General features: G+C 32.9%; 28 protein-coding genes and 3 pseudogenes. 21 read left to right on the top strand and 10 right to left on the bottom strand.

The window, feature by feature from the left end; genetic code table 11:
* The first annotated feature begins 107 nt into the window (after positions 1-107).
* Positions 108-620 (top strand): GNAT family N-acetyltransferase, encoded by a 513-nt coding sequence (locus LMD38_RS14775; protein WP_062822456.1) that lies wholly within the window; start codon positions 108-110, stop codon positions 618-620.
* A 21-nt stretch (positions 621-641) separates the two neighbouring features.
* Here the strand turns inward: LMD38_RS14775 and LMD38_RS14770 are convergent, their stop codons facing one another.
* Entirely contained in the window at positions 642-1,529 is an 888-nt protein-coding gene (locus LMD38_RS14770; protein WP_062822455.1) for a DMT family transporter, read from the bottom strand.
* 170 nt (positions 1,530-1,699) lie between these two features.
* Between LMD38_RS14770 and LMD38_RS14765 the strand changes: the two genes are divergently transcribed.
* The 4 genes from LMD38_RS14765 to LMD38_RS14750 all read left to right on the top strand — a co-directional run bounded on the left by LMD38_RS14765 (position 1,700) and on the right by LMD38_RS14750 (position 4,919).
* The gene (locus LMD38_RS14765) at positions 1,700-2,260 is read left to right on the top strand and encodes a helix-turn-helix domain-containing protein (RefSeq protein WP_000581029.1); all 561 of its coding nucleotides are present in this window, start codon (positions 1,700-1,702) and stop codon (positions 2,258-2,260) included.
* A 207-nt stretch (positions 2,261-2,467) separates the two neighbouring features.
* A complete protein-coding gene (locus LMD38_RS14760; RefSeq protein WP_000424361.1) occupies positions 2,468-2,617 on the top strand; it encodes an aspartyl-phosphate phosphatase Spo0E family protein in 150 nt (49 codons plus the stop codon).
* Between the two features lie 112 nt (positions 2,618-2,729).
* Positions 2,730-3,458 carry an alpha/beta fold hydrolase gene (locus LMD38_RS14755; protein WP_062822454.1) on the top strand — a complete coding sequence of 243 codons (729 nt, stop codon included), beginning with the start codon at positions 2,730-2,732 and terminating at the stop codon, positions 3,456-3,458.
* A 60-nt stretch (positions 3,459-3,518) separates the two neighbouring features.
* A complete protein-coding gene (locus LMD38_RS14750; RefSeq protein WP_062822453.1) occupies positions 3,519-4,919 on the top strand; it encodes a protoporphyrinogen oxidase in 1,401 nt (466 codons plus the stop codon).
* 52 nt (positions 4,920-4,971) lie between these two features.
* Here the strand turns inward: LMD38_RS14750 and LMD38_RS14745 are convergent, their stop codons facing one another.
* Entirely contained in the window at positions 4,972-5,520 is a 549-nt protein-coding gene (locus LMD38_RS14745; protein ID WP_062822452.1) for a hypothetical protein, read from the bottom strand.
* A gap of 205 nt (positions 5,521-5,725) precedes the next feature.
* Between LMD38_RS14745 and LMD38_RS14740 the strand changes: the two genes are divergently transcribed.
* Together LMD38_RS14740 and LMD38_RS14735 are read left to right on the top strand one after the other, a co-directional pair.
* On the top strand, positions 5,726-6,352 hold the full coding sequence (locus LMD38_RS14740) for a class I SAM-dependent methyltransferase (protein WP_000946614.1): 627 nt from the start codon (positions 5,726-5,728) through the stop codon (positions 6,350-6,352).
* A 202-nt stretch (positions 6,353-6,554) separates the two neighbouring features.
* Complete coding sequence (locus tag LMD38_RS14735; protein ID WP_061182365.1) at positions 6,555-7,106, top strand: GNAT family N-acetyltransferase; 552 nt, start codon at positions 6,555-6,557, stop codon at positions 7,104-7,106.
* A 39-nt stretch (positions 7,107-7,145) separates the two neighbouring features.
* On the opposite strand, the gene LMD38_RS14730 is transcribed toward LMD38_RS14735, so the two are convergent.
* Together LMD38_RS14730 and cspD are read right to left on the bottom strand one after the other, a co-directional pair.
* Positions 7,146-7,331: a cold-shock protein gene (locus LMD38_RS14730; RefSeq protein WP_000286198.1), complete on the bottom strand. Its 186-nt coding sequence runs from the start codon at positions 7,329-7,331 to the stop codon at positions 7,146-7,148.
* Positions 7,332-7,417: 86 nt separating this feature from the next.
* Positions 7,418-7,621 carry a cold-shock protein CspD gene (gene cspD, locus LMD38_RS14725; protein WP_000176368.1) on the bottom strand — a complete coding sequence of 68 codons (204 nt, stop codon included), beginning with the start codon at positions 7,619-7,621 and terminating at the stop codon, positions 7,418-7,420.
* 375 nt (positions 7,622-7,996) lie between these two features.
* Here cspD and LMD38_RS14720 point away from each other — a divergent pair, with 375 nt between their 5' ends.
* Both LMD38_RS14720 and LMD38_RS14715 read left to right on the top strand, forming a co-directional pair.
* A complete protein-coding gene (locus LMD38_RS14720) occupies positions 7,997-8,893 on the top strand; it encodes a CPBP family intramembrane glutamic endopeptidase (protein ID WP_061182555.1) in 897 nt (298 codons plus the stop codon).
* Positions 8,893-9,552: a nucleoside/nucleotide kinase family protein gene (locus LMD38_RS14715; RefSeq protein WP_141114919.1), complete on the top strand. Its 660-nt coding sequence runs from the start codon at positions 8,893-8,895 to the stop codon at positions 9,550-9,552. The genes LMD38_RS14720 and LMD38_RS14715 overlap by 1 nt, the downstream gene beginning before the upstream one ends.
* Positions 9,553-9,586: 34 nt before the next feature.
* Here the strand turns inward: LMD38_RS14715 and LMD38_RS14710 are convergent, their stop codons facing one another.
* Complete coding sequence (locus tag LMD38_RS14710) at positions 9,587-10,369, bottom strand: arginase family protein (protein WP_016717481.1); 783 nt, start codon at positions 10,367-10,369, stop codon at positions 9,587-9,589.
* 210 nt (positions 10,370-10,579) lie between these two features.
* Between LMD38_RS14710 and LMD38_RS14705 the strand changes: the two genes are divergently transcribed.
* The gene (locus LMD38_RS14705) at positions 10,580-11,185 is read left to right on the top strand and encodes a PRK06770 family protein (RefSeq protein ID WP_016717482.1); all 606 of its coding nucleotides are present in this window, start codon (positions 10,580-10,582) and stop codon (positions 11,183-11,185) included.
* 69 nt (positions 11,186-11,254) lie between these two features.
* Positions 11,255-11,377 (top strand): annotated as a pseudogene (locus tag LMD38_RS28730) (MFS transporter); the annotation flags it as partial.
* A gap of 70 nt (positions 11,378-11,447) precedes the next feature.
* Here LMD38_RS28730 and LMD38_RS14700 read toward each other — a convergent pair.
* Complete coding sequence (locus tag LMD38_RS14700) at positions 11,448-12,320, bottom strand: LysR family transcriptional regulator (RefSeq protein WP_016717483.1); 873 nt, start codon at positions 12,318-12,320, stop codon at positions 11,448-11,450.
* Between the two features lie 129 nt (positions 12,321-12,449).
* Here LMD38_RS14700 and LMD38_RS14695 point away from each other — a divergent pair, with 129 nt between their 5' ends.
* The 7 genes and pseudogenes from LMD38_RS14695 (at position 12,450) to LMD38_RS14665 (ending at position 20,724) form a co-directional block, all read left to right on the top strand.
* The gene (locus tag LMD38_RS14695) at positions 12,450-13,493 is read left to right on the top strand and encodes an aspartate-semialdehyde dehydrogenase (RefSeq protein ID WP_016717484.1); all 1,044 of its coding nucleotides are present in this window, start codon (positions 12,450-12,452) and stop codon (positions 13,491-13,493) included.
* Positions 13,494-13,632: 139 nt separating this feature from the next.
* Positions 13,633-13,707: pseudogene (locus tag LMD38_RS14690) on the top strand (MOSC domain-containing protein); the annotation flags it as partial.
* A 261-nt stretch (positions 13,708-13,968) separates the two neighbouring features.
* Positions 13,969-14,853, top strand: coding sequence for a GNAT family N-acetyltransferase (locus LMD38_RS14685; protein WP_016717485.1), 885 nt, complete (start codon positions 13,969-13,971; stop codon positions 14,851-14,853).
* 33 nt (positions 14,854-14,886) lie between these two features.
* The gene (locus tag LMD38_RS14680; RefSeq protein ID WP_000703152.1) at positions 14,887-15,483 is read left to right on the top strand and encodes a DUF1349 domain-containing protein; all 597 of its coding nucleotides are present in this window, start codon (positions 14,887-14,889) and stop codon (positions 15,481-15,483) included.
* Between the two features lie 221 nt (positions 15,484-15,704).
* Positions 15,705-17,459, top strand: coding sequence for an ABC transporter ATP-binding protein (locus LMD38_RS14675; RefSeq protein WP_016717486.1), 1,755 nt, complete (start codon positions 15,705-15,707; stop codon positions 17,457-17,459).
* Positions 17,452-19,248, top strand: a complete 1,797-nt coding sequence (locus LMD38_RS14670) for an ABC transporter ATP-binding protein (protein WP_016717487.1) — start codon at positions 17,452-17,454, stop codon at positions 19,246-19,248. Before LMD38_RS14675 ends, LMD38_RS14670 begins: the two co-directional genes overlap by 8 nt.
* 402 nt (positions 19,249-19,650) lie before the next feature.
* The gene (locus LMD38_RS14665; protein WP_016717489.1) at positions 19,651-20,724 is read left to right on the top strand and encodes an RNA-guided endonuclease TnpB family protein; all 1,074 of its coding nucleotides are present in this window, start codon (positions 19,651-19,653) and stop codon (positions 20,722-20,724) included.
* A 338-nt stretch (positions 20,725-21,062) separates the two neighbouring features.
* Here LMD38_RS14665 and LMD38_RS14660 read toward each other — a convergent pair whose 3' ends face one another.
* Positions 21,063-21,323: a hypothetical protein gene (locus tag LMD38_RS14660; RefSeq protein WP_016717490.1), complete on the bottom strand. Its 261-nt coding sequence runs from the start codon at positions 21,321-21,323 to the stop codon at positions 21,063-21,065.
* A gap of 107 nt (positions 21,324-21,430) precedes the next feature.
* Here LMD38_RS14660 and LMD38_RS28835 point away from each other — a divergent pair, with 107 nt between their 5' ends.
* Complete coding sequence (locus tag LMD38_RS28835) at positions 21,431-21,478, top strand: N-acetylmuramoyl-L-alanine amidase C-terminal domain-containing protein (RefSeq protein ID WP_116777251.1); 48 nt, start codon at positions 21,431-21,433, stop codon at positions 21,476-21,478.
* Between the two features lie 89 nt (positions 21,479-21,567).
* Here LMD38_RS28835 and LMD38_RS14655 read toward each other — a convergent pair whose 3' ends face one another.
* The gene (locus LMD38_RS14655; RefSeq protein WP_016717491.1) at positions 21,568-22,152 is read right to left on the bottom strand and encodes a LysE family translocator; all 585 of its coding nucleotides are present in this window, start codon (positions 22,150-22,152) and stop codon (positions 21,568-21,570) included.
* Between the two features lie 57 nt (positions 22,153-22,209).
* Here LMD38_RS14655 and LMD38_RS14650 point away from each other — a divergent pair, with 57 nt between their 5' ends.
* The gene (locus LMD38_RS14650; RefSeq protein WP_141114937.1) at positions 22,210-22,824 is read left to right on the top strand and encodes a helix-turn-helix domain-containing protein; all 615 of its coding nucleotides are present in this window, start codon (positions 22,210-22,212) and stop codon (positions 22,822-22,824) included.
* Positions 22,825-23,227: 403 nt separating this feature from the next.
* Here LMD38_RS14650 and LMD38_RS14645 read toward each other — a convergent pair.
* Positions 23,228-23,428: pseudogene (locus LMD38_RS14645) on the bottom strand (BclA C-terminal domain-containing protein); the annotation flags it as partial.
* Between the two features lie 183 nt (positions 23,429-23,611).
* Between LMD38_RS14645 and LMD38_RS14640 the strand changes: the two are divergent.
* Positions 23,612-24,091 carry a DUF4183 domain-containing protein gene (locus LMD38_RS14640; RefSeq protein WP_228919792.1) on the top strand — a complete coding sequence of 160 codons (480 nt, stop codon included), beginning with the start codon at positions 23,612-23,614 and terminating at the stop codon, positions 24,089-24,091.
* 61 nt (positions 24,092-24,152) lie between these two features.
* On the opposite strand, the gene LMD38_RS14635 is transcribed toward LMD38_RS14640, so the two are convergent.
* Positions 24,153-24,443 carry a DUF4183 domain-containing protein gene (locus LMD38_RS14635; protein ID WP_001121647.1) on the bottom strand — a complete coding sequence of 97 codons (291 nt, stop codon included), beginning with the start codon at positions 24,441-24,443 and terminating at the stop codon, positions 24,153-24,155.
* Positions 24,444-24,804 lie beyond the last annotated feature (361 nt).

Raw genomic sequence — 24,804 nt, 5'->3', positions numbered from 1 at the left:
TATTATTCCGGAATAATTATGTAAAAATAACATAAAGAAATCCAGGAGAGAAGGGGTTTCATGCAGGAAGGTAGAATATATTGTTATGAATATGGAGGAGAGAAAATATGGCGATCAAAGTAAGAGCAGTAGAAATACAAGATGCTAGAGCGATTCACCGTATATGCATACAAGATGACGTTTTACCTTATATGGTTTTCTTACCTAGCATGCGTGTAGATGCGATGGAAAATAGAATTCGAAATTTAACTTCAAATCAATTTGAATTTGTTGCAGAGTATGATGGGGAAGTTGTAGGATTTGTTGGATTAACCCAAAGTCCAGGACGTAGATCTCATTCGGGTGACTTGTTTATCGGGGTGGATAGTGAATATCATAATAAAGGCATTGGAAAAGCTCTTCTTACAAAAATGCTTGATTTGGCTGATAATTGGTTAATGCTAGAGAGAGTAGAACTAGGTGTTTTAGAAACGAATCCGAAAGCGAAATCTTTATATGAAAAATTCGGATTTGTAGAAGAGGGAGTAAAGATAGGGAATTTGAAAGCTCACGGAAAGTTTATTAATGAAATTATGATGAGTCGTTTTAGACCTGACGGTTTAATCGTACATAATGCATAGTGAAAGCATGACAGTATAATGTCATGCTTTTTTATTAGAATTTGCTTGTAATAAAAATAATGCTAAACCAATAAAAATAACTGAAATACCTAGTCCTTGTTGTAAAGAAATAGTCTCATTTAATATAAAGTACGCTAGTATACAAGTCCCAATCGTTTCTCCTAAAATGCTCATGGAGATTACAGTAGCACTCATCCATTTTAACAACCAATTAAAAATGGTTTGTCCTAAAATTGTAGCAATGAAAGCTAATCCAATAAAGCACAACCAAGTTTGTGTAGAGTAATGGATGAAAGATTCTTGTTGTGTGAAAGCAAATATGCCAAGAAAGCCAGCACTACTTCCATAACTAATTACCGAATATGGTATAAGTGACAAATCTTTACGAACGTGTTGGCTAATGAAAAAATAAGCAGTAATAATACCGGCAGCGATAATTGCTAAAATATCTCCATATAAAGCTTCTCCACTAATTTGGAAATCTTGCCAGCCAATGATGATACTACCTGAAATAGCGATGAGGCAACCAATAACCGCTCCTTTCGTAAATCTTTCCTTAAATAAAAAATAACCACCAATCATTGAGAACAAAGGTTGTAACGTTACGATAACTGTAGAGCTTGCTACAGAAGTAAATTGTAATGATTCAAACCATAGTACATAATGTGCAGCTAAAAATAGCCCAGATATGAATCCAAATGTCCATTGTTTTTTCGTTAAAGTTTTTAGCTCATTTCGACTATTTTTATTAAATAGTAATAACGGTAACAGAATTAGTGTGGCAAAGAATAATCGGTAAAAAGCAATGATTGTCGCAGGAGCATCTGCCAATTTTACAAAAATTGCTGAAGTTGATAAGGCGAATACACCAAAAAATAAGATGAAATATGAAAGAATAGGTGATTTCAAAGTTTGTCCCTCCGATAGAATGTTTATTATAATAAACTTAATACGATATAATGTACAAGGGTAAGTATATAAGTCCCGGAGATAATAGGAAAGGATTATTTGCCTTTGTTTAGTATGTAAGCACATAGACAATGAAATATGCATTATGATGGACGGAAGGAAGTTTTACTATGATACATGATAGGCTTGGACAAACAGTATTAAGTTATCGTAAGAAAAATAATATGACAATTCGTGAATTCGCTGATTATGCAGGGATTAGTACATCACTAATTAGCCAAATTGAAAGAGGACATGCTAATCCTTCTTTAAATGTTTTGGAGTTAATTGCAAAAGCATTGAATGTACCGCTGTTTACACTTTTTATTAACGATATTGATACAGATTCGCTCATTTCTAAGAAAAAAGATCGAAAAAAAGTATATCGGGAAAACAATGATCACATTGTATATGATGTATTAACACCTGATTTTATGAAAGCACGTATTGAAATGTTAATGATGGATTTAAATAAACAAGCAAATACAACAGAAAGCCATTATTCCCATGAAGATAAGGAAGAGATTGCTGTTATTATGAAAGGGGAAGTGTATGTGGAATTGGAGGGAAAAGAATATTTTTTAGAAGAAGGCGATGTTGTACGTATTCCACCGAATGTGAAGCATCGGTTTTTGAATAAAAGTGATGAATCGAATCACATTTTATTTGTACTGACACCATCTTTAGGATGAAAATATAGTGATTTTAACTAGGTGAGAAAGAAAATGGAAAACAAAAGTATTTTAAAAGGCGGCTTAATCTAGTTTCTTTTTTTGTTAGTAGTATATTATTTTTTCAAATATGTAAGATTTTACATCCGTATTTTGCTTTTACTAATTATGTAAATAGGCTATACTAAAATACATACATTTTAGTATTGGAGAGAGAAGTAAAACGACATGGAATTAGTGAAATTGGAAAAAGTAATTGAAATAAAGAAAGAAGAACTTTTATATTTAGTATCAGATTACGGAATTCAACATGAAAAAGTATTGGCATTAAGTCAAGAAATAGACAAATTAATTAATTACTTTATGTTTTTAAAATAGGAAGAACTATGACATGATGTGAAAATGTTATAGTTCTTTTTTATTTGGAAATTCAAATGTATACTATATACTAATAATTGATAGAATATTCCGTTTTAAAGGTGGGGGAACTATGATATTATTTACGCACATTTCAGGCGAAGGGGAACAAATCGTACTTTTACATTCTGGTGGTATGATAGGTTTAGTTGAATATGAAGAGCAGGTAGCATTCTTTCGAGAACAAAATTATCAAGTCATTCGCCCTGATTTAAGAGGGCATGGAAGATCAGGGGGGACATTGGAGAATTATTTCCTACGTTCTGTTAAGGATTTGCGTGATACGTTAGAGCATTTACAAATTGATAGATGTCATATCGCTGGTGTTTCACTAGGAGGATTAGTCGCTTTATTATTTGCAAAAAAGTATCCAGAGAAAGTGAGAACATTAACTTTTTCAGGTATATTTCCGGTTAAGAGGGATAATTGGGAAGAGTCGTTGGAGTATGAAGCGAAGTGTCATCAGCAATTGATGGAAAATGAAGAAGTTGTAACTTATATGAATCAAATTCATGAAAAAAGTGATTGGAAAGCATTGCTTGAATCGTGGCAAGTTAAAGATTGGTACCCTTACGATGAAACTGGTGAAGTAGCGAATCTTCAAATACCTACACTTTGTATTGCTGGGGGAGATTCAGAAGATGAAGTTACAGCTGCAACAACGTTCAAACAATTAAACAAAAATATTCATATTGCCGTTATTCCGTTTGCTGGTCACTTAGTGCATAGTGATCAACCAAAAATTTATTCGAATATATTGTCTAATTTCTTACAGAACGCGCAAGTTGCTAGTCGAATATAAGGACTTTTGGGTATAATAATAAAGGAATTATTAATTGTATCGGTTAGGAGCGCAATACATATGAAAACAGTTGTTGTCATCGGTGGAGGTATAACAGGACTTTCTACTATGTTTTATTTAGAAAAATTAAAAAAGGATTATAATATAGATTTAAATTTAATCCTTGTAGAAAAAGAAGAGTACTTAGGTGGGAAAATCCATAGTGTAGAAGAAAAGGATTTTATTATGGAATCCGGAGCAGATTCTATCGTTGCTCGTAATGAACATGTCATGCCGCTTATAAAGGATTTAAATTTAGAAGAAGAAATGGTGTATAACGAAACGGGTATTTCTTACATATATTCTGATAATACTTTACATCCAATTCCTTCTGATACTATATTTGGGATACCGATGAGTGTCCAGTCGTTGTTTAGCAGTACGCTAGTATCAACGAAAGGGAAAATTGTTGCTTTAAAAGATTTCATAACGAAAAATAAAGAGTTTACAAAAGATACTTCTCTTGCTGTATTTTTAGAAAGCTTTTTAGGGAAAGAGTTAGTAGAAAGACAAATTGCTCCGGTGCTTTCAGGTGTATATTCTGGTAAATTGAATGAGCTTACTATGGCGTCTACACTACCGTATTTACTGGATTATAAAAATAAATATGGAAGTATTATTAAAGGTTTTGAAGAGAATAAAAAACAGTTTCAATCAGCAGGAAATAAAAAGTTCGTATCATTTAAAGGTGGATTATCTACGATTATTGATCGTTTAGAAAAAGTGCTGACTGAGACTGTTATTAAGAAGGGGGCTGTAACGACCGCTGTAAGCAAACAAGGTAATCGCTATGAAGTCTCCTTTGCAAATCACGAATCAATCCAAGCTGATTATGTTGTTTTAGCAACTCCGCATGATATCGCAGAAAGTTTATTACAGTCTAATGAGTTAAACGAGCAGTTTCATACATTTAAAAATTCATCACTTATAAGTATTTACTTAGGATTTGACATACTAGATGAACAATTACCAGCGGACGGCACAGGATTTATCGTAACAGAAAACAGTGATTTACATTGTGATGCTTGTACATGGACAAGCCGGAAGTGGAAACATACATCTGGAAACCAAAAGCTATTAGTGAGAATGTTTTATAAGAGTACGAATCCGGTATATGAAACGATTAAAAATTATAATGAAGAAGAATTAGTACGAGTCGCTTTATATGATATTGAAAAGAGTCTCGGAATTAAAGGTGAACCAGAAGTAGTTGAAGTGACAAATTGGAAAGATTTAATGCCGAAATATCATTTAGAACATAATCAAGCAGTTCAAACATTACAAGAAAAAATGACGGATCTATATCCTAATGTATACTTAGCGGGTGCCTCATATTACGGTGTCGGAATTGGTGCGTGTATTGGAAATGGAAAGAACACTGCGGATGAAATCATTGCAACATTAAATGAACCGGCAAATTAATATAGCATATATAAATAAAATGTCCCTCCGTTATATTGGAGGGACATTTTATTTATTTTACTTGAATTGAGATCTTTTTATTCGTTGTATGATTTTCAGTAATCGTTAATGTTATGTTACCGGATTCTTTAAATGAATATGATGAGAGTTGATAAAGCTCTTTTATACCATGTTTCTCTTTTAATTTATTGACAGGAAGTAATGTTATGTTCGGTTTCCATGTTTCCTGTTTACCGGAAGGATAGCTTACTATTATTTCTGGATTATTTAATTGCATTGGTTTCCAAGAGGCAAAATGTAGCTTAACTTCTGTATCTTTTTTTAGTAATTCTTCTGAGAAATATCCAAGCTCTCCAACGTTACCGAAAACCGTAAAGTTTTGATTTTGTAATGTGATGTCTAAATGTTTAGGTTGATATGTTGCTGCGTGATAGATTCCATATGAAAGAGAAAGAGTAGCGGCGATTAAAATGCTGATTGAAAATGTCTTAAAGCTATTACCTTTAAAACTAGTGATCATGAATGAGTTTGGGGCGAACTTTTTTGCAAATAAAAATATGAGTAATATGAGTAAGAGGGATAAGCTGATGAATATATACAAAGGAAATTTACACCTCCACAATAAAATAATGTATTGACTATATTTTACCATAAATGTATGGGGTAGGGTGTTGTTTTAGAAGGGAAAAGTGAGTATGGAATCGAAATGGTAAGGTATATCAATTCGAACGGAGTGATGGCAATGAGAATAATACAATTACTTTTTAAAAATGAAGATAAGAACAGGATAATAGGAGGGAATGTGATTGTTACGTACTGTTGAAGCAACGCAAAAATTATTTGACGAATGGGCAAAAACTTACGATGAAAATTTACAAGAAGCAACAGGTCCATTATATGGATATAACAATAGTTTGATTGAAGCGGAAGAAATGATTCAACTATATAAGAAAGAAAAAATTATTGATATTGGAATTGGAACAGGTGCATTCGCTTCATTAGTGAGTGAAAATAATGAGAGTGTAGTAGGGGTGGATGTATCAGAAAAGATGTTAGAAACATGTAAAGAGAAATATCCAATGTATCATTTAGAGGTAGGATCATTTACAAATACGAATCAAGCAGATGAAGCTTTTGATATAGTTATTTCCAGTTTTTGTTTTCATGAGGTGTTACCTTCAGAGAGGAAAAAAGCTTGTGAAGAGGTTTATAGAATAGTGAAGAAAGAAGGGAAATTTCTTCTTTTAGATATTATGTTCATATCTGATTTTGCATTAAATGAAGCGCGAGAACGAATTGGGAGGAAGTGGGATAGTACAGAAGTATATCCATTTGTGAATGAGTTAGATACACTTCTTAGAGAAACTGGTTTTTCAAGTATAAATTGGAGACAAACAGCTCCATGTCATTGGGCATTAGTTGCAAATAAATAGGGAATAAAGAGATGATCAGTGTACTATGATCATCTCTTTATTTTTCGCATCATGTAAATGCAAGAAGGGTTACTCTTAGTTCGTATTGAATTAAGAGGGTAGGCTACTCTTGAAATATTTGATTAATGGGACATTGAGGACTTTCCTAATTATAAATATTTTTTCTGCTATAATGAATATGTAGAAAGAAAGGAGTGATCCTATGGCATTTCCTATATTAGAAACAGAACGTTTGCGTTTAGTTGAAATAGAACAATCTTATTGTCAAAAAATATATGAAATCTTTTCATTGGATGAGGTAACATGTTATTACGGTATGAATTCTTTTACGGAGTTTGGACAAGCTTCACGTATGATTGAATCTTTTTCAAAAAATTACTTTGAGAAAAAGGCAATACGATGGGGGATTGTATTAAAAGAAACGAATACTTTAATAGGTACAATTGGATTAAATAATTTACAATTATGGAGTAAACGATCTGAAATTGGATATGACTTACATCCTCGTTATTGGGGGAATGGTTATGCGTCAGAAGCGGCTAGGGAAATTATTCATTATGGATTTCAAGATTTAGGTTTATTTAGAATTGGTGCTATTACATACCCTGAAAATGTTACTTCTTGTAAAATGTTATCTAAAATAGGCTTTCATAAAGAAGGATTATTACGTGGATATATTCATCAAGGAAATAAGCAACATGATGCATTATTGTATTCTATAGTTCGAACGGATGTTGAACATATAAATTTATAATAAAAAACCCCTCTTAAATAAGAGGGGTTAAGCTAAAAATTAACCTAACTTAGGTAATAAACGTTCTCCGCTTTTCATGCTACTTTTACATAAAGGGCATTTAGGCTCTTCTTCAAATGAAAAGTTCTTTCTCATCCATCCTAAACAATCCTCTGCTTCACATTCCCAGACAGGGGTTTGTTCTGGTGGTACTTCTGCTACATCGTTCTTTCGATTGCGATACATGTAACCACTCCTTTTATGTAAAAAATTTTAGTTATATATTAAAAAGGTTGTTAACCGTGCTGGTAACAACCTTTTTATTGTTTGAATTATAGCTTTACAACGTTTTTAGCTTGAGGTCCACGGTTACCGTCTTCAACTTCGAAGCTAACTTCTTGACCTTCGTCAAGAGATTTGAAGCCGTCGCCAGTGATAGCTGAGAAGTGAACGAATACGTCGTTGCCACCTTCAACTTCGATGAAACCGAAACCTTTTTCGCTGTTAAACCATTTTACTTTACCTGTTAATGTCATGGTAATGCCTCCTAAAAATTAAAAAGATTACAATATGTTCGGCCTTATTTGAATGAAAAATAAAATTTCACATATTATCAAAAACCCATAAGGAATATAAAATGTTCCTCATTGATACTTGATAATATGCAAAGAAAATATACTGTTAAATTGACCTTAATTACTATCTTACAACAAATGGTGGGAAATAGCAAGTGCTGGTAATACCAGTGTGAAATAGGATGGTAAAAGACACAAAAACATCTCTTTTATTTATATATTATTCCTAATTTTGGTTTATGCTAAACTAAGAACATTTTTATTAGGAATTTGTATTAGTAAATCGATATATAGTATAAGAATAGTGTTGATGTATTTGTTAAGGAGGCGAGAATATTGCAGTCTAATCAATTTAAAATAATTGAAGCAGCCAAAGAAGGAAGAAGAAAAGTTCATCCAGTATTCGCTGTTATACTTGCAATTGTATTTTTAACTTTAGGTGAATTGTTCATGTTATTTATGTTGTTTTTACCGAAAGCAGAAACGCTTTTAATGAAAGCAATTTATAGTGATATTGAAATGATATTGACGTTTGGCGGAGCTATATTTTTTGTTTTTTTATGGATTAGATTTGTAGAGAAAAGATCAATTTCATCCATTGGGTTTTGGAGAAATCAGTGGATAAGAAAATATTTAAGAGGTGCATTAATAGGTTTTGTTTTTATTTCAATACCAGTCATGCTACTTTTATTAAATGGAAATGTACAACTACAAATGCAACACATTACACCAACCGCTATACTTGGAATTTTGGGATCTTTAGTTGCTTTTTTGGTACAAGGTGCAACAGAAGAAATTGTTGTTCGGGGTTGGTTATTTCCAGTTCTTTCTGTTAGAAGCCGTATATGGATCGGTATTGTTGTAACTTCATTTTTATTTGGTTTTCTTCATTTACTAAATCCAGGTATTACAATTCTTTCAATATCGAATATAATATTAGTTGGTGTGTTTGCAGCTTTTTACGTTTTGAAAGACAGTAGTCTTTGGGGGATATGCGCATGGCATTCCATTTGGAATTGGGCACAATATAACGTATTTGGTTTTGCGGTTAGTGGAATGACAATGTATTCTACACCACTTTTTAAACCTGTAACAAGTGGATCGGAATTCCTTCATGGAGGCTCGTTCGGAATTGAAGGGAGTATCATTACAACTATAATGCTCTCCATCGCTTCAATTGTTTTATGGAAACAGTTATGGGGGAGAAAAACGAAACAAAGAGATTTTAGTTAATGAAAGAGGGAGAAACTATGGGGATTATAGCGTTTGAGGGAGCGAGTGCGGTTGGTAAGAGCACAACGTGTCGTGAGTTAGAAAAGAATTATGGTGCTTATATTATACCTGAAGTGAATTTATTATTTGAAAGACCAAAAAATGAACATAGAACATGGTATTTTGAAAAGCAAGTAGAGCGCTGGAAAATAGCAGTGCAGAAGTCAGAGCAATATAAATTAATAATACTTGATGGAGACATTTATCAGCCACTTAGCTATAATTGGTGTTTCCATTTTGAAATATTTGATCAGCCATTATCTTTAATAGAAAACTTTTATAAAGATAAGCTGGTTAATAGGGAAATTGGTTTTCCAGATCAATATTTTTATTTATATACAAATGATGAAGAACTTAGAAAACGGAAAGAATCTGACGAGACTAAAAGAAGAAGAAACTTTGAAAAACATTTATATATATCAAAATCGTTTCAACGTTATTATGAAAATTTAAATAACGTTACAGACGGGTATTGTAAAATAATTGAAGCGAAAAGTGTGAAAACGAATGAACTAGAAATTGTAAATAACTTAAACAGTTTACATGTGTGTGAAGAGAGTCGTTTTGATGTTTCGAGATTAGATGCGATTACGAAGTGGTTAAAAGAAAATCGCGCATAAAAAGAACGAGTACCTTATAAGGTACTCGTTCTTTTTATGCATATTGAATATGTAAGTTCGTTTCATAAATTGTTTTTAAAATTTGTAAGTTTGCTTGTTCATTTTTATGGATAGCATTTTTATATTTAGGTAAGAAAAGTTGAGAAGGATAAACTGGGAGTTCACCGCAAATATCAATACCATAGATAGATTTATTCATAATTAGAGAATGAATAAATTGTAAAAGTCTAGATAATTTCATGTGCCCTTGATCCCAATTGGTAATAGTAACTTTTGGATCTAACACATCTTTATCAATGCTTACATATATTGTTTCTGTATGAATATGTGAAAGTATTGTATGTATGGATACTTCATGTGATATATCAATTGGAAAAATTTCTACGTATGGACAATCATTAGAATGAATTGTAAGAGAAGAAGGCCCAATAATGATTACCTTCTTTAAATTATCATTATTTCGAAGAGAAAATGATACCCAAGATCCACAGGAAATAAGAGTCTGTTCATTCGCTCCCTGTAAGTTCATATCAGTATGATGATCAAATAGTATAAGGGTAAAAGGCTTGTCCATTTCTTCTAATAGTAAATAAGATACATAATGATAATTCCCAGAACCTATAAAAGTAATCCCCTTATTTTTTCTACGATTTAATGCTCTTTTTATTTGCATTAAAGAAGTGTTTTCGCAATATAGATTTGTGTGTGTTAAATGAGTAAAATCAATATCTTCATGTGAATAAGAATGTAGTTTATTTTGTAATAAATACGTATCATCAAAGTTTAAAAAAGTTAAACCGTTATGCAATAAACTCATATTTATTCATCTCCTTTATAGGTAGGCTAGCACATATTTTTATAAAATTAAAATGAAATGCTTAGAGGTGAAGTTGCATTTGAAAAAGATGGTTTTTTTGACAGAATAATCTTTCAATTTGTAAAAGAAAGAAATATAATATAAGGAAATACATATGTGGTTTAGGGAATAGAAAATATGAAATGAGATATGCGGGAGGAAACAAGCAAGATGAAAACATTCTTTAAAATAATTGGAATTATAGCTGGCATGGCGGTAATCGGAGTAGGTTTAACATATGGTATGCTGTATTATTTGAATAATAGTAAACCAGCTGCGAAAAAGGCATCACCAGCTGCTCCAGCAGCAGAAGTGCTGGCTGATAGTAATGTAAAAGCTGAAGATGCAAAGCTTTTAGAAAATGGCAATCATTCATTACCGAATAGCGGTTTTAATAAAAATTTTAAATGGACAGATGAGAACATACAGACAGCGTTACATGAAATGGCACATCAAAAAACGAAGGCTGATCAAAAATGGGGTTATATTTTTATTACACAAGAACGAATTGAAAGTTTGCTTGATATTGTAAAAAGTAATGATCTAGTACAAGGAACTACATATGCAGACATTTTAGAGAGATGGAAACAAGGAAAATATGAAAAGATGGATGAGGATCATAATAAGATTTGGAAATTACAAAGCGGGAATTTAGGAGAAGGAAAAGGAGTAATGTCAGAAGCGGAACAAAAAGAGTTAATTAATCAAGTGTTTATGCAAAAAGGTACATATTCAGGTAGTAAATTAATTGCAGGTGGAGAACAGACTAATAAATAAGAAGTATGTTGATTTTGAAACACCTTTGTTGTTATACATACAAAGGTGTTTTTGTTGACACAAGAAATAAATGGCTTTCCGTTTTCTTCTTTAGGAATAATGTGTGCAATTGCTAGTTTACTCGTCCTTCCAATTATATTTGTTCTAGTTAAAGGAAAAGCATTATCTAATAAAAAGAAGGTGACTATATAAGTAGTATGAAAGAAAACGTGGATTGATATTCTTCAAAGGATTTCAATTCATGTTTTCTTTCATATTCTTTTTATACTTTCATCACTTTTAAGAGTGAAAGAAACGACTGTACTACAGGGGAAATCCATCTAGATTTATGATAGATTATATGACTTTGAATAACAGTTGACGTTTCGATAGGCTGAAAACAGAGTTGCTCTTTTTGACAACTTTCTTGTACAACGATGTAAGGAAGAATTGAAATTCCTAACTCACACATAACGGATTGTTTAATAACTTCAACGTTGGAAGTTTCAAATGTTTTAGCTGGAATATTCCCGCTTTGACGTAAAAAACGATCTACCATTGGTCTATAACCGCAGCTTTGTTCAGTAAAAATAAACTGAGTATCCTTTAATAAACAAAACGGATTAGATTGTGTAGAATAATGAGGTGGTAAAATCCATCCAAATGTTTCATTACTAAATGTACGCGTAATAAAATCATTATGTTCTATACATTCTCCAATTATGAAGACAATGTCTGTTTCTCCTTCACGTAATTTTTGTAATGCTTGTTCATTTGTATTTGTTTCAAGTACGATATTTACTTTCGGATTTTTCTGTTTGTAAGTACGTAATAATTGTGGTAAACGGTACACTGCTAATGATTCGTTTGATGTAATACTTAATGTACCTTCTAATTGATCGGTATTTTGAGGGATTTCTTGCGCTTTTTCATAAATTGCAAGTAATTCTAAAGCATAAGGATGAAATTGATGACCTGCTTTTGTAAGAAGTATTTTTTTCCCTAATCGATCAAAAAGAGGGAGGTGTAAATCGTTTTCTAATGCTTTCATATGCGCTGTTACAGTAGATTGCGCATAACCTAACGCGTGAGCAGCTTTAGAAAAGCTACCATACTTAACGATGGCACAAAAAGTTTTAACATGTCTCATTTCCATAAAAAATCCCTCTTTTATTATCATGATTTGTGAATGATTATATCACGTATTTCAATTTTCCAAATGATTAAATTCCTTATAAAATGAAATTGTAGAAATATTTATTCATTTAACATTGGAGGAGAAAAGATGAGTGAAAAGGGCTATCATGTAGCTGTTGTTGGGGCTACGGGTGCAGTAGGTCAGAAAATTATTGAACTGTTAGAAAAAGAAACAAAGTTTAATATAGCTGAAGTTACGTTACTTTCGTCAAAAAGATCGGCTGGTAAGACAGTACAATTTAAAGGGCGAGAGATCATTATACAAGAAGCAAAAATAAATAGCTTTGAAGGGGTAGATATTGCCTTTTTTAGCGCTGGAGGAGAAGTTTCTAGACAATTTGTAAATCAAGCTGTCTCTAGCGGTGCAATCGTAATTGACAACACTAGTGAATACCGAATGGCACCTGATGTACCGCTTGTTGTTCCGGAAGTAAATGCGCACACTTTAAAGGAACATAAAGGTATAATAGCAGTTCCGAATTGTTCAGCATTACAGATGGTAACAGCTCTTCAGCCAATACGAAAAGTATTCGGATTAGAACGAATTATCGTTTCAACTTATCAAGCTGTATCGGGTTCTGGTATTCATGCGATTCAAGAATTAAAAGAACAGGCTAGGTCAATACTTGCAGGTGAAGAAGTGGAGAGTACCATATTACCAGCGAAAAAAGATAAAAAACATTATCCAATTGCATTTAATGTACTTCCTCAAGTAGATATATTTACGGATAATGATTTCACCTTTGAAGAAGTAAAGATGATTCAAGAAACAAAGAAGATTTTAGAAGACCCCAACTTGAAAATGGCAGCTACTTGTGTGCGCGTTCCGGTTGTATCAGGTCATTCAGAAGCGGTTTATATAGAACTTGAAAAAGAAGTAACTGTTGCAGAAATTAAAGAAGTACTGCTTGATGCACCAGGTGTTATTTTGCAAGATAACCCTAGTGAACAGCTGTATCCAATGCCATTATATGCAGAAGGAAAAATAGATACATTTGTCGGTAGGATTAGAAAAGATCCTGATACACCAAACGGATTCCATCTTTGGATCGTTTCCGATAATTTATTAAAAGGTGCGGCGTGGAACTCGGTTCAAATTGCAGAAACGATGGTGGAAGAGGGAATCATTTAGTATTAAGGAAACTAGGGAACTGTTAAAGATTACAGTTTCCTAGTTTTTATTTTATAACTGTTCGCTTTATTCCAATCGCATTTGATTTGAAAGCCAGTAGTAAGTGGTTTACAATGTTTTGCAGTAATTCGACTGTTGTTGGAGAAAGTCTTTTGAAAAGCGTATAAGTGGAGAAGAAATGAATACGAAGGAAAGACTTGAAGGGAAAAAATAATAAAAAATATTTTTTTATAAATGGTGTATTTCTATGAGTAAAAACGAAGTAGAAAGCACTATTTTTCTATAATAAACTCATTAATATTCAAAAATCCTAATATTGTTTTATTCGACTTATTTTCGAATAGTCAAAACATAAAATTAATTAGACTCTTTTTTTATATTTTATGATAGTATATTGATTGGTAAGACCTATTACTTTAAGGGCAGGTTCTACAACTATATCTAATTGGATGGAATTAACGTATGGAGGGACAACATGGGGAATGTTGAAAATTTTGAAAAACTTCTTTTAGAAGAACCGAAAAGAGAGCAGTTATTTCCTTTATTTGAAGAAGTGTTTGGAATTACAATTCAAACATTGAATGATTTCTCAGAGAGAGGTTATTGGGATGATACATACAAAGCTTTATCATTTTTACATGACGATAAAGCGGTTGCAAATGTTGCGGCATTCTCGCTACCATTGCTAGTAAATGGTGAAAGAATAAATGCAGCGGGCATTCAATCGGTAATGACACACCCTAATTTTCGTGGACAAGGACTCATGACGCAATTAATGAGTAAAATGATAGAAGAGATCGATAAGACATGTGAATGTACATTATTGTTTACGGAAAAACCTGAATTATATGTATCATTTGGTTTTAAAGTTGTGCAGGAATATTTAATGACTATTCGATATGATAAAAAGAATAATAATGATTTCTCACTTAGAGAGCTAGATTATTATATGGAAGAGGATAGAAAGCTAATACATGAAACTATAGATAGTAGCCAAAGACTTTCAAATAATTTTTCAACATTAAACTTCCGTCCTTCGTTTTATTTGAATATGTATGATTCGGAATGGAATGGAAAATTGTATTATTCAGAGAAGCTAGATGCTCTAATTGTGTATGAAGTAGATAATGAAAAGTTGAAATTATATGGAGTGTTTGCACCAGTAATTCCAGTTTTAGATGAAATATGTGGGGAGATCGCTGAAAGATTTACAGAAATCAAATTTTACTTCTCTCCAGATCAATTAGGGGTTGAGGATGTACAGTTTACAGAATTACAATCAAGTAAGTATTTAATGGTTCGAAGTAATAGAGAGTTGGATTTGAAAGGTTATAAATTCCCAGTATTAGTAGAATTTTAAATGTGCATATAGATGCTTTATTATGGAGGAACTATGAAAATATCACATATACCAGAACATATTGAGCAACTTACTATAATGAATGTACCTGAGTATTATAAGCTTAATAACAATCATGCGCTTATTGTCCGCTCGAAAGCCGAAACAGATTTTTGGCTTAAAACACATTATGGATTCGAAGTAATGAATGGTCATGTATTTTATACAGAGACGATGACAGACTTTCAAGCTGAAGTTCAATTGCGTATGAATCCAAATTCAAAATTCGATCAAGCTGGTCTTTTTGTTATGGTTTCGGAAAAGTGTTGGCTGAAAACTTCATTAGAATATATTCCAGATGGTCCATCTCATTTAGGAGCTGTCGTAACGAATAATGGATATTCCGATTGGTCCACGCAAGACTTTCCGACAGAATTAGCTAACGAGCAACTTCGTTTTCGAATTGTTCGTAAACGTGGTGATTATACAATATATGTAAAGAAAATCCACCAATGGGAACAAATCAGAATCGCTCATTTGATGGAAGATATAGGGGATAAGCCTATTAAAATAGGTTTTTACACGTGTAGTCCTTCTAAAAATAATGGATTTGAGACTGAGTTTTTAGATTTCACAACTGAAAAAATATAGATGAAAAACCGTATTCTTTTCATTGAGAATGCGGTTTTTATTTTTATATAATACAAAGCACATTTATTGACCGAAAAGTCATTAATGCTTATCATTTAATAATGTTAAATATTAATTTACATAATATAATAAAAGTAAGAAAGAAATTACAAACTATATCACTTAAATAAGGGGGGATATGAATTATTCATTGGTAATTTCATAGAAAAAGGAGATTATGTATGAAATCATTTCGCAAATTATTACAGTATTTAAAACCATACATGTTCTTCGCTATTATTGGACCACTATTTATGGTACTTGAGGTTGCGATGGACTTAATTCAACCGACTATTATGCAACATATTATTGATGTTGGGATAGCAAATCGGGATATGAATTATGTAATAAAAATGGGACTTCTTATGATAGGAGCTGCAGCACTCGGTTTAGTTGGAGGACTTGGGTGTATGATGTATTCTACAAAAGCAGCTGTTAATTTCGCTACTGACATACGAAAAGATGTGTTTGCGAAAATAGAAACATTTTCTAGTGAAAATCGTGATTCGTTTGGAACGGGAAAGTTATTAACAATTGTTACAAATGATATTACTTCTATTCAATCGGCGATGACGATGACATTACGTGTTCTTGTTCGTGGACCTTTGTTATTTATCGGAAGTATAATCATTGTTTTTATGACAGCGCGTGAGTTATTTCCTATATTACTCGTAGTCGTTCCAATTTTATTACTTGCAATTATATTCATTGCGAGTAAAGCAAGCGGGACGTTCAGAAAAGTGCAAGAAGCATTAGATAAAGTGAATACAAAGTTACAAGAAAATTTATCTGGAGTACGTGTGATTAAAGCGTATGTAAGACAAAAATATGAAATTAATCAGTTTGGAAATGTTAATACAAATTTAACGAAGATAAATATTCGAGCGGTGCAGCTTATTTCCTTAATGATGCCAATCATTATGTTAGTTGTAAGTGGCGGAATTGTCGCAACATTATGGGTTGGTGGAGAGAAAGTATTTAATGGAACCCTTCAAGTAGGGGCTATATTAGCGTTTATAAACTATTTGAATATTATTTTAATGTCACTTATGTCTATAAGTATGGTATTTATGCAAATCGCGCGAGCATTTCCGTCAGCGGATCGTGTACAGCAAGTTTTAAATACTGACGTTGATATTATGACCCCAAAAAATGCGCTTGCACCTAAGCAAATTGAGGGACAAATTGAATTTAAAAATGTTAGTTATAGTTACACGAAAAATAATGAATATGTTTTAAAAGATATTTCATTTCGCATAAGTAAAGGTGAAAAAATCGGGATTATTGGTTCTACAGGGAGTGGTAAATCTACTTTAGCAAAATTATTACCACGCTTATATGATGTTGATCAAGGGGAAATATGCATTGATGGAATAAATGTTAAGGCGTATGATTTACAAAAACTTCGTGCGTCAATCGGTTTTGTACCTCAAAAGGCATTGTTGTTTTCTGGTAGCATAGAAGAGAACTTACGTTACGGTAAAGAAGATGCATCAAATGACGAATTAGAAGTAGCAGCTTCATCAGCTTGTGCGACTGAGTTTATTAACAAGCTGGAAGATTCATATCAATATCATTTAACACAAGGTGCGACGAATTTGTCAGGTGGCCAAAAACAACGTGTATCAATTGCAAGGGCGCTTGTGAGAAAGCCATCTATTCTTATATTAGATGATTCTACATCAGCAGTGGATGCAAAATCAGAATCTAACATTCAATCGGCATTAAGAACACAATATAAAGGAACAACAACCTTATTAATCGCTTCTAAAATCTCATCTATAATAGATGCTGATAAAATTCTCGTTTTAGATAACGGTGAATTAGTTGGTGATGGTACACATGAAGAACTGTTAGAACAATGTGAGGTATATAAAGAAATCTATCTTTCCCAAGGTGGTAATTTATATAAAAAAGGTGGGAAAGAACATGCGTAATTTTCAAGGACAATTTGCTAATAAAGGTGGGCGTAACGCATCAAAGATGGGGAAGGCTAAAAATACGAAAGGAACTGTGATGAGAGTATGGAACTATATGGGCTACCAAAAGGCTGCCCTTACGTTCGTTATATTCTTAGTGTTTGTTACGACGTTACTTGGGTTATTAGGTCCGTATTTAATGGGAGTAATTATCGATCAATATATTGTACCGAAAGATTTAAGCGGTACGGCGAGAATGTGTTTGGTACTTATCGCGATTTATGGTGTAACAGTATTATTAACTTGGTTACAAACATTTGTAATGGTTAATGTTGCATTAAAAACGATACAAAAAATACGACAAGATATTTTTGAGAAAATCCAAACGCTTTCTTTACGGTTCTTTGATGTACGTTCTCAAGGGGATTTAATGAGTCGTGTAACAAATGATATAGATAATTTGAATCAAGCGTTGACACAAAGTGTTGTACAAATTATTTCATCAGCGCTAACTTTTATAGGTGTGACGATTGCGATGTTCGCATTAGATTGGATTTTAGCGATTGTTACTTTAATTACAGTACCTATTATGTTTTTCGTTACAAAAAAACTAGTTGCTTATAGTGGTAAAAACTTTGCAAAGCGTCAAAAAGATTTAGGAGAGTTAAATGGATTTATTGAGGAAGCTATAACAGGTGCGGATGTTACAACGTTATATGGGAAAGAAAAAGAAACCGTACAAAATTTCAATAAAATTAATGAACAGCTAAGAGTTTCTGCAACGAAGGCGGATACATTTTCAGCTTTTATTTTTCCGAGTATGAACTTTATTAACAACTTAGGTATGGGACTTGTAATTGGGACTGGGTCAGTAATGGTTTTAAATGGAATGACAACAGTAGGTGTCATTGCAGCATTTATTAATTATTCTCGTCAATTCTCAAGACCACTCAGTCAATTCGCAACTTTAATGAATACGATTCAAGCGGCAGTGGCTGGTGGGGAACGTGTCTTTGAAATTATGGATGAAGTACCGGAAATCAAAAATAAAAAAGATGCATTCGTTGTACAAAATTTACAAGGACATGTTGCACTCGAGAATGTTTCATTTGGGTATGAGGAAAATAAAACGATTTTAAAAGAAGTGAGTTTTAAAGCGCGGCCAGGGGAGACAATTGCTTTAGTAGGTCCAACTGGATCGGGCAAAACAACAATCATTAATTTGCTAACGCGCTTTTACGATATACAGCAAGGGCAAATTCATATTGATGGAAAAAACATAAAAGAATATGATATGAATTCGTTGCGAAGTAAAATAGGAGTAGTTTTACAAGATACGTATTTATTTGCTGGGACGATTATGGATAATATACGTTATGGTCGATTAGATGCTAGTGATGAAGAGGTAATCAATGCAGCTAAGGCAGCATCTGCACATTCTTTTATAAAACATTTACCGAATCAATATGAAACGAAAATTGCTTCAGAAGGATCGAATTTAAGTCAAGGACAAAAACAACTTCTTGCGATTGCACGGGCAATTTTAGCAGATGCAGATATATTAATTCTCGACGAAGCAACATCTAATATTGATACGAGAACAGAATTACAAATACAAGAAGGACTAAACAATTTAATGAGAGGTCGAACAAGTTTCGTAATCGCTCATCGACTGAAAACGATTGAAAAAGCAGATCAAATCCTTGTTATAAAAGATGGAAGTATTTTGGAAAAAGGGAACCATGAATCTCTCATGGAAGATAGAGGATTTTACTTTGATCTGTATACGAGTCAGTTTAAAATTTAATAAGAATTTTTGATAGGGTGCGGTTTCTCTAGAAAGGAGAAACCGCATTTTTATATTTATCCTTTTCGGCAAGAAAACTCCATCTGATTTGTGTTACGGGTGAAACCCAACAATTCAGGTGGAGATGAATTGCCGTCAGAAGGTAGGCTGAACTCTGTTGTTTCGCTCATAGTAATTTTCCCAGCGCTAATGTTTTTTTCGTTTTACGATATAATCTGCGTAGATAAGGAGGGAATGGATTGTAAGACAACGAAATTAAATAATAATTATGATTATCATTATCATTCGGCTGCTTGAGTCAAAAGGAATTACGATGAAGAACATGTTCGCATGTTGTTTCATTTCGTTCCCAATATTGATTTATCAAAAGTAATGAACTCTCTAAGAAAGGTGGTGAAAACAATGGCTAGAAAGAAAGCAGTGAAAGTATTACGGAAACAAAAGAAAAGAGAAAACATGCAACGATTCACGCAGAAACAGAATATTGGACGAGCTTGTCTGACTACAAAAGAATTTCGTTTACTGCAACGTATGTCGCATAGTTCAAAAGCGTTGCGAAATGTTGGCTTGTACACGATGAAACAAAGTTACTTGAATCATAACAGGATGGCTACTGTCAAAGAAGTGGACACTGCCATGCAAAATGATATGAACTACTCGGGCATTCAATCAAACTCTGTTCAAGCGATTCGTAGATCCTTATTTACAGAAGTGAAGAGCTTTTTTAAGGTATTGGAACAAATGAAGAAACCATCCACGACTACGAGTAACGCTTTGAGTTGCGATTTAGGTGTAGACAGATTGTTAAGTTGCGTAACCAATACAGGTGATACTTTCTTAATTGATGGAAAAAAACTAAAATCCATAAATCAATACTTCAACAAAATGATATGTAACCTCCAACAGAAAAATATGGACAATGGAATTTCAAAACGTATTGTAACGAATAAAATGGCCGCACTTTGGCATAAACGAGAAAGACAAATAAACGGTTACATTGCACAAACAGTAGGTCTGTTGTTCAAAAAAGTGAAAGAATTCGATATAGATACGATTATTGTAGGGTATAACGCTGGTTGGAAACAAAACTCTCATATGGGGAAAAAGAATAATCAAAAGTTTGTTCAAATCCCATTTCAGAAATTGATTGCAGCGATTGAGAATAAATGTGTAAAAGAAGGCATTCGTTTTTTAAAACAAGAAGAAAGCTATACTTCAAAAGCTAGTTTTCTTGATAAAGATCCGGTTCCAGTTTGGTCTAAGGATGATAAGACGGCGTATCGCTTTAGCGGCAAACGAATTACTCGTGGTTTGTACCAAAGTAAAGCAGGAACATGTATCCATGCTGATATGAATGGTGCGCTGAATACATTGAAAAAATCAGGAGTTGTAGAATTGGATGACAATCTCAAAGTGAAAACGCCGATTCTATTAGAAGTGCAAAAACGTAAGGCTATTGCCTCACGCATAGCTTAGTGGGTGTGTCAACCATCCATGTGTACGCGACTTGTCGGGGCTTGTAGCACACGCCAGATTCATCTGAGTGGTGGCTCTTCTTCCAAAAGGAAGAACTGCTCTTTTTCGAAAGGGGGGGGCAAGTGGGGAAACAATCGTTCGTTGTCAGTACCAACCAAAAACAGACTTGGGGTGTTACCATAAGGTAGCATGAATGCTAGAGCGTCAACCTGTCTAGCGATAGACGAAAAGACCTAGTGTTCGAACTCAAGCTCCCACTGAAAGGCTTTATCTCAGTGGGGGTAGTTGACAAAGATAATTAGAAATATAGACTTGAATTTTTTTAGATACACGAATTGCTAGCAAAGACTAGCAACTTCAGTGCCAGACGGGAACAATAATTTACGAGGTATTGTAATAATCTCAAGAGCCATCTGGGCTGAATGGAGAAGTATTGGAGTTAACTCTAAAGCGTGTGTTAATAATAATATAAAGCTTGTTAGGATTGCAAAGCTTCCCCAAAAGAAACTTTTTGAAGTGTTACGGAAATCTTTTATTAAGGAAAAGAAAGAAAAAAATGCTGTAATAACAAGAATTAAAAATTTATACTTATCAGCCATTAAACCCCTCCTAAAGAACAATAATTTATATTATAGCGTATTTTTCTGCATTATTATAAAGAGATTTTAAAATGAATGATAAAAAGTAGAGGCCGCAACTTAAAGGAATGACGGATTACCTTGAGCGTAGAGGCTGGTGGTATGAAGTTAAGTAAAGATTTTATTTTAGTGAAACAGAAAAATCACTCGGCCTAAAAAAGAGGATACTTTTATTGAGTAATCCTCTTTTTTTAATAAAGGAAATTTAATTGGTTATAATGGAAAGCGCACTGAAAACTAATAAAACGGCCATAATGATGTTAAATGATTTAGTATGCTTCAACAAAAGTTTTTGAAACATGGAACCGAATAATGTCCAACTAAATGTGCTCATTAATCCAACTACACCTAGAAATAATGAAAAAAGTAGATAACTTGAATATGAATTGTAGTAAGGAAGAATAAAAATTGATACTACAGTTAGTCCGAATAGTATTCCTTTAGGGTTAATAAACTGAAGGAAAATCCCAACTGTAAATAAATTTTTATTATATTTTTCATCGGGATTTGTGCTAGTTTTACTTGTGAGTATTTTAAGAGCTAAATATAGCATATATGCTACACCTAAGATTTTTAAAGGAAATTCGATTATGGGTAGGATTTTAATTAGTACAATATTAAAGAAACTACATAAGGAAGTTAGGATGAAAAAACCGAAAGCTACTCCGAAGCAAAATGGCATACTCCTTTTTAAACCATGTTGATTAGCGTATGTCATAGCTAAAAAATTGTTAGGTCCGGGTGTGAAGCTACTTATAAAAACAAATAACAAAAAAGAAAATATAGGCATTTCAAAACCCCCTAATTATTTTGTATGTTATAATGACTGAAAAGAACAATATAACGTGTGCTTTTTATTATACATAACGGTCGTTATATTGTATATAGTGTAGGAGTGTTTCTTATGGAAGAAATTCAACTTATTCTGGCGAAAAATTTAAAAACAATTCGAGAAAAAGAAAAATTAAGTTTAGAAAAGGCTTCCCAATTAACAGGGGTGAGTAAAACAATGATTGGACAAATTGAACGTGGAGAATCAAGTCCAACATTAACAACGATATGGAAAATTGCGAATGGTTTGAAAGTGTCTTTTACTTCTTTAATCAATAATCCGCAATCAGATACGAAAGTTGTTTTACGAAATGATGTTCAAGTATTATCAGAAGACAATGGAAGATATAAAGTGTATCCTTCGTTTCCTTTTCAAGATGATAGGAACTTTGAAATCTATACGGTTGAAATTGAAACAGAAGGAAAATTAAATTCGGAAGGTCATAAAGAAGGGACTGAAGAATTTATAACGGTGTTTGAAGGGGAATTGACAATTGAAATAAATGATTGTCAATATAAATTAAATAGTGGGGATTCAATTCGCTTTAAGGCGGATAGACCACACTCTTATCATAATTTCGGAAGAACGCTAACTAGGTTAAGTATGACCATATATTATTCGGTTATATAAATTTACTATTGCATGAAGAATATAAAGAAAAGTGCGTTGATAAACCATCTATAAAAGATGGTTTTATTTTTGAAATTCATAAAAAAGGACACTCGTTTGAGTGTCAACATAGTATTGCTCTCGCGTATAGGATTGGAGTTTGTTTCTCATATACGTATTGAGATGGTTCGCATTTGAGAAACTACCTTCACCTTTAATGTAACATTGGCAGAGAGCAGTGTAAATTGATAATGTATATACGGAAAATTTAGTATAGATACTTTGTACTATGAATATAGTACAAAGTGTTTCTTATTGCAAAATCACTGTCGTGAAGTTATTAATATATAAGCTTAAGGAATGATGTAACAGTTACTATTTTAGCATTTAAGAATGATTATTATAAAAAAGAACGAATCATTTTTTAATCGATTCGTATAATTGTTAAAGAGGCACCTGTTAAACCACCCCAAACTAAATTAACTATGGATAATACGCCGAATAGTTGAAGTGAAATTGTATTACCAGCAATTAAATTGATTATTAAATTATTATTATAATTTGAAGTTGATATTGCGGGTGAAAAGATAGATCCGGAAAGTGGAGTCGAAGAGTTTAATAGTAGCGATTTAGTATTTTGGAATGGAACTATCATTTTATTATATTAATACTACTAGTTATAGTAACGATAAAAAGTTTACTTTGTGTAAAATCATTTGAGTATGAAAAAGTAGTTATGGAATTGTACTAAAATGATAGAGGTTTTATTTTGTTAATCAGTAAACAAAATGTGGAATGAGGTAGTAAATTGAACAGTAATGAAAAATTATCTTTGAATAAAGGGATGGTAAGACCAGAGAATATTGGACCTACTTTTCCGGTTCTTCCGCCAATTTATATTCCAACAGGAGCAACAGGAGCAACAGGAGCAACAGGAGCAACAGGAGCAACAGGCATAACAGGCATAACAGGGGCAACAGGAGCAACGGGAGTAACGGGAGACACAGGTCCACCTGGAGTTATTGGCCCCATAACAACAACTAATTTATTATTTTACACTTTTTCAGATGGAGAAAAACTTATATATACAGATTCAGATGGGCTAGCTCAATATGGTACAACTCACATATTATCCCCTGATGAGGTTTCGTACATTAATCTGTTTATTAATGGAATACTTCAACCACAACCATTATATCAGGTTAGTACTGGTCAGCTAACTTTATTAGATAATCAACCACCATCACAAGGTTCTTCAATTATTTTACAATTTATCATTATTAATTAAAAAAGACAGATTCTTAAATAAAAGGGATCTGTCTTTTTGCTCTACATTAAAGTAGTTAAAACTAAGTGACGATAAATTCGATTGTAATTGGAATTCCGCCGTCTAATGCATCTCCGCCAGGAATTGTAATAGCACCAGTAGGTCCAGTAGTAACACTGGAGTTCACACTAGGTTGAAGAATGCCGTTTACATATAAGTTATAATACGTAAAAGTCGGAAAAGCAGTTGCAGTAGTACCAGCATCGTTTAAACAAGCTGTAGCAGCAATTGCAAAAGCTGCACCAGTTCCGGTTCCAGCTCCTAGTGTAGATGTGAATCTTCTGGATGCCATAAATGGTTGAATAATTGGCAATTAATTTTCACTCCCTAAATTATTTTTTGAACAAAGTATGGGATAACTTGTCCAATATATTGTATGAAAGTTTTTGATAATAGAAACGGCTTCATGATAATAGAAGGAACACAATTTTAGTAAAGGTATTGTTGTTATTTATCCCGCATTAACGGGCAGTAAGACCCATCTCAAAATTCAGGTGAAGAAAAGAAGTTAGGTGGGGGATCAACTGCCCGTAAAAGCCCGATTGGTGAGGGCGGATAATCAGTGGGGATGAACAAAACCCCCACTGATTAAAGTTTAACTTTATCTGAAAAGGTGGCATTGTTACTTGGTGGTTACATGCTAATGTTTAGTTTTTATATTTAGATTAAAATGT

Origin of the sequence: Bacillus pacificus (genome assembly GCF_020861345.1) — a bacterium.
GTDB lineage: Bacteria > Bacillota > Bacilli > Bacillales > Bacillaceae_G > Bacillus_A > Bacillus_A pacificus.
The sequence above is the reverse complement of the archived record's forward strand: the minus strand, read 5'-3'. Positions and strand labels throughout refer to the sequence as shown.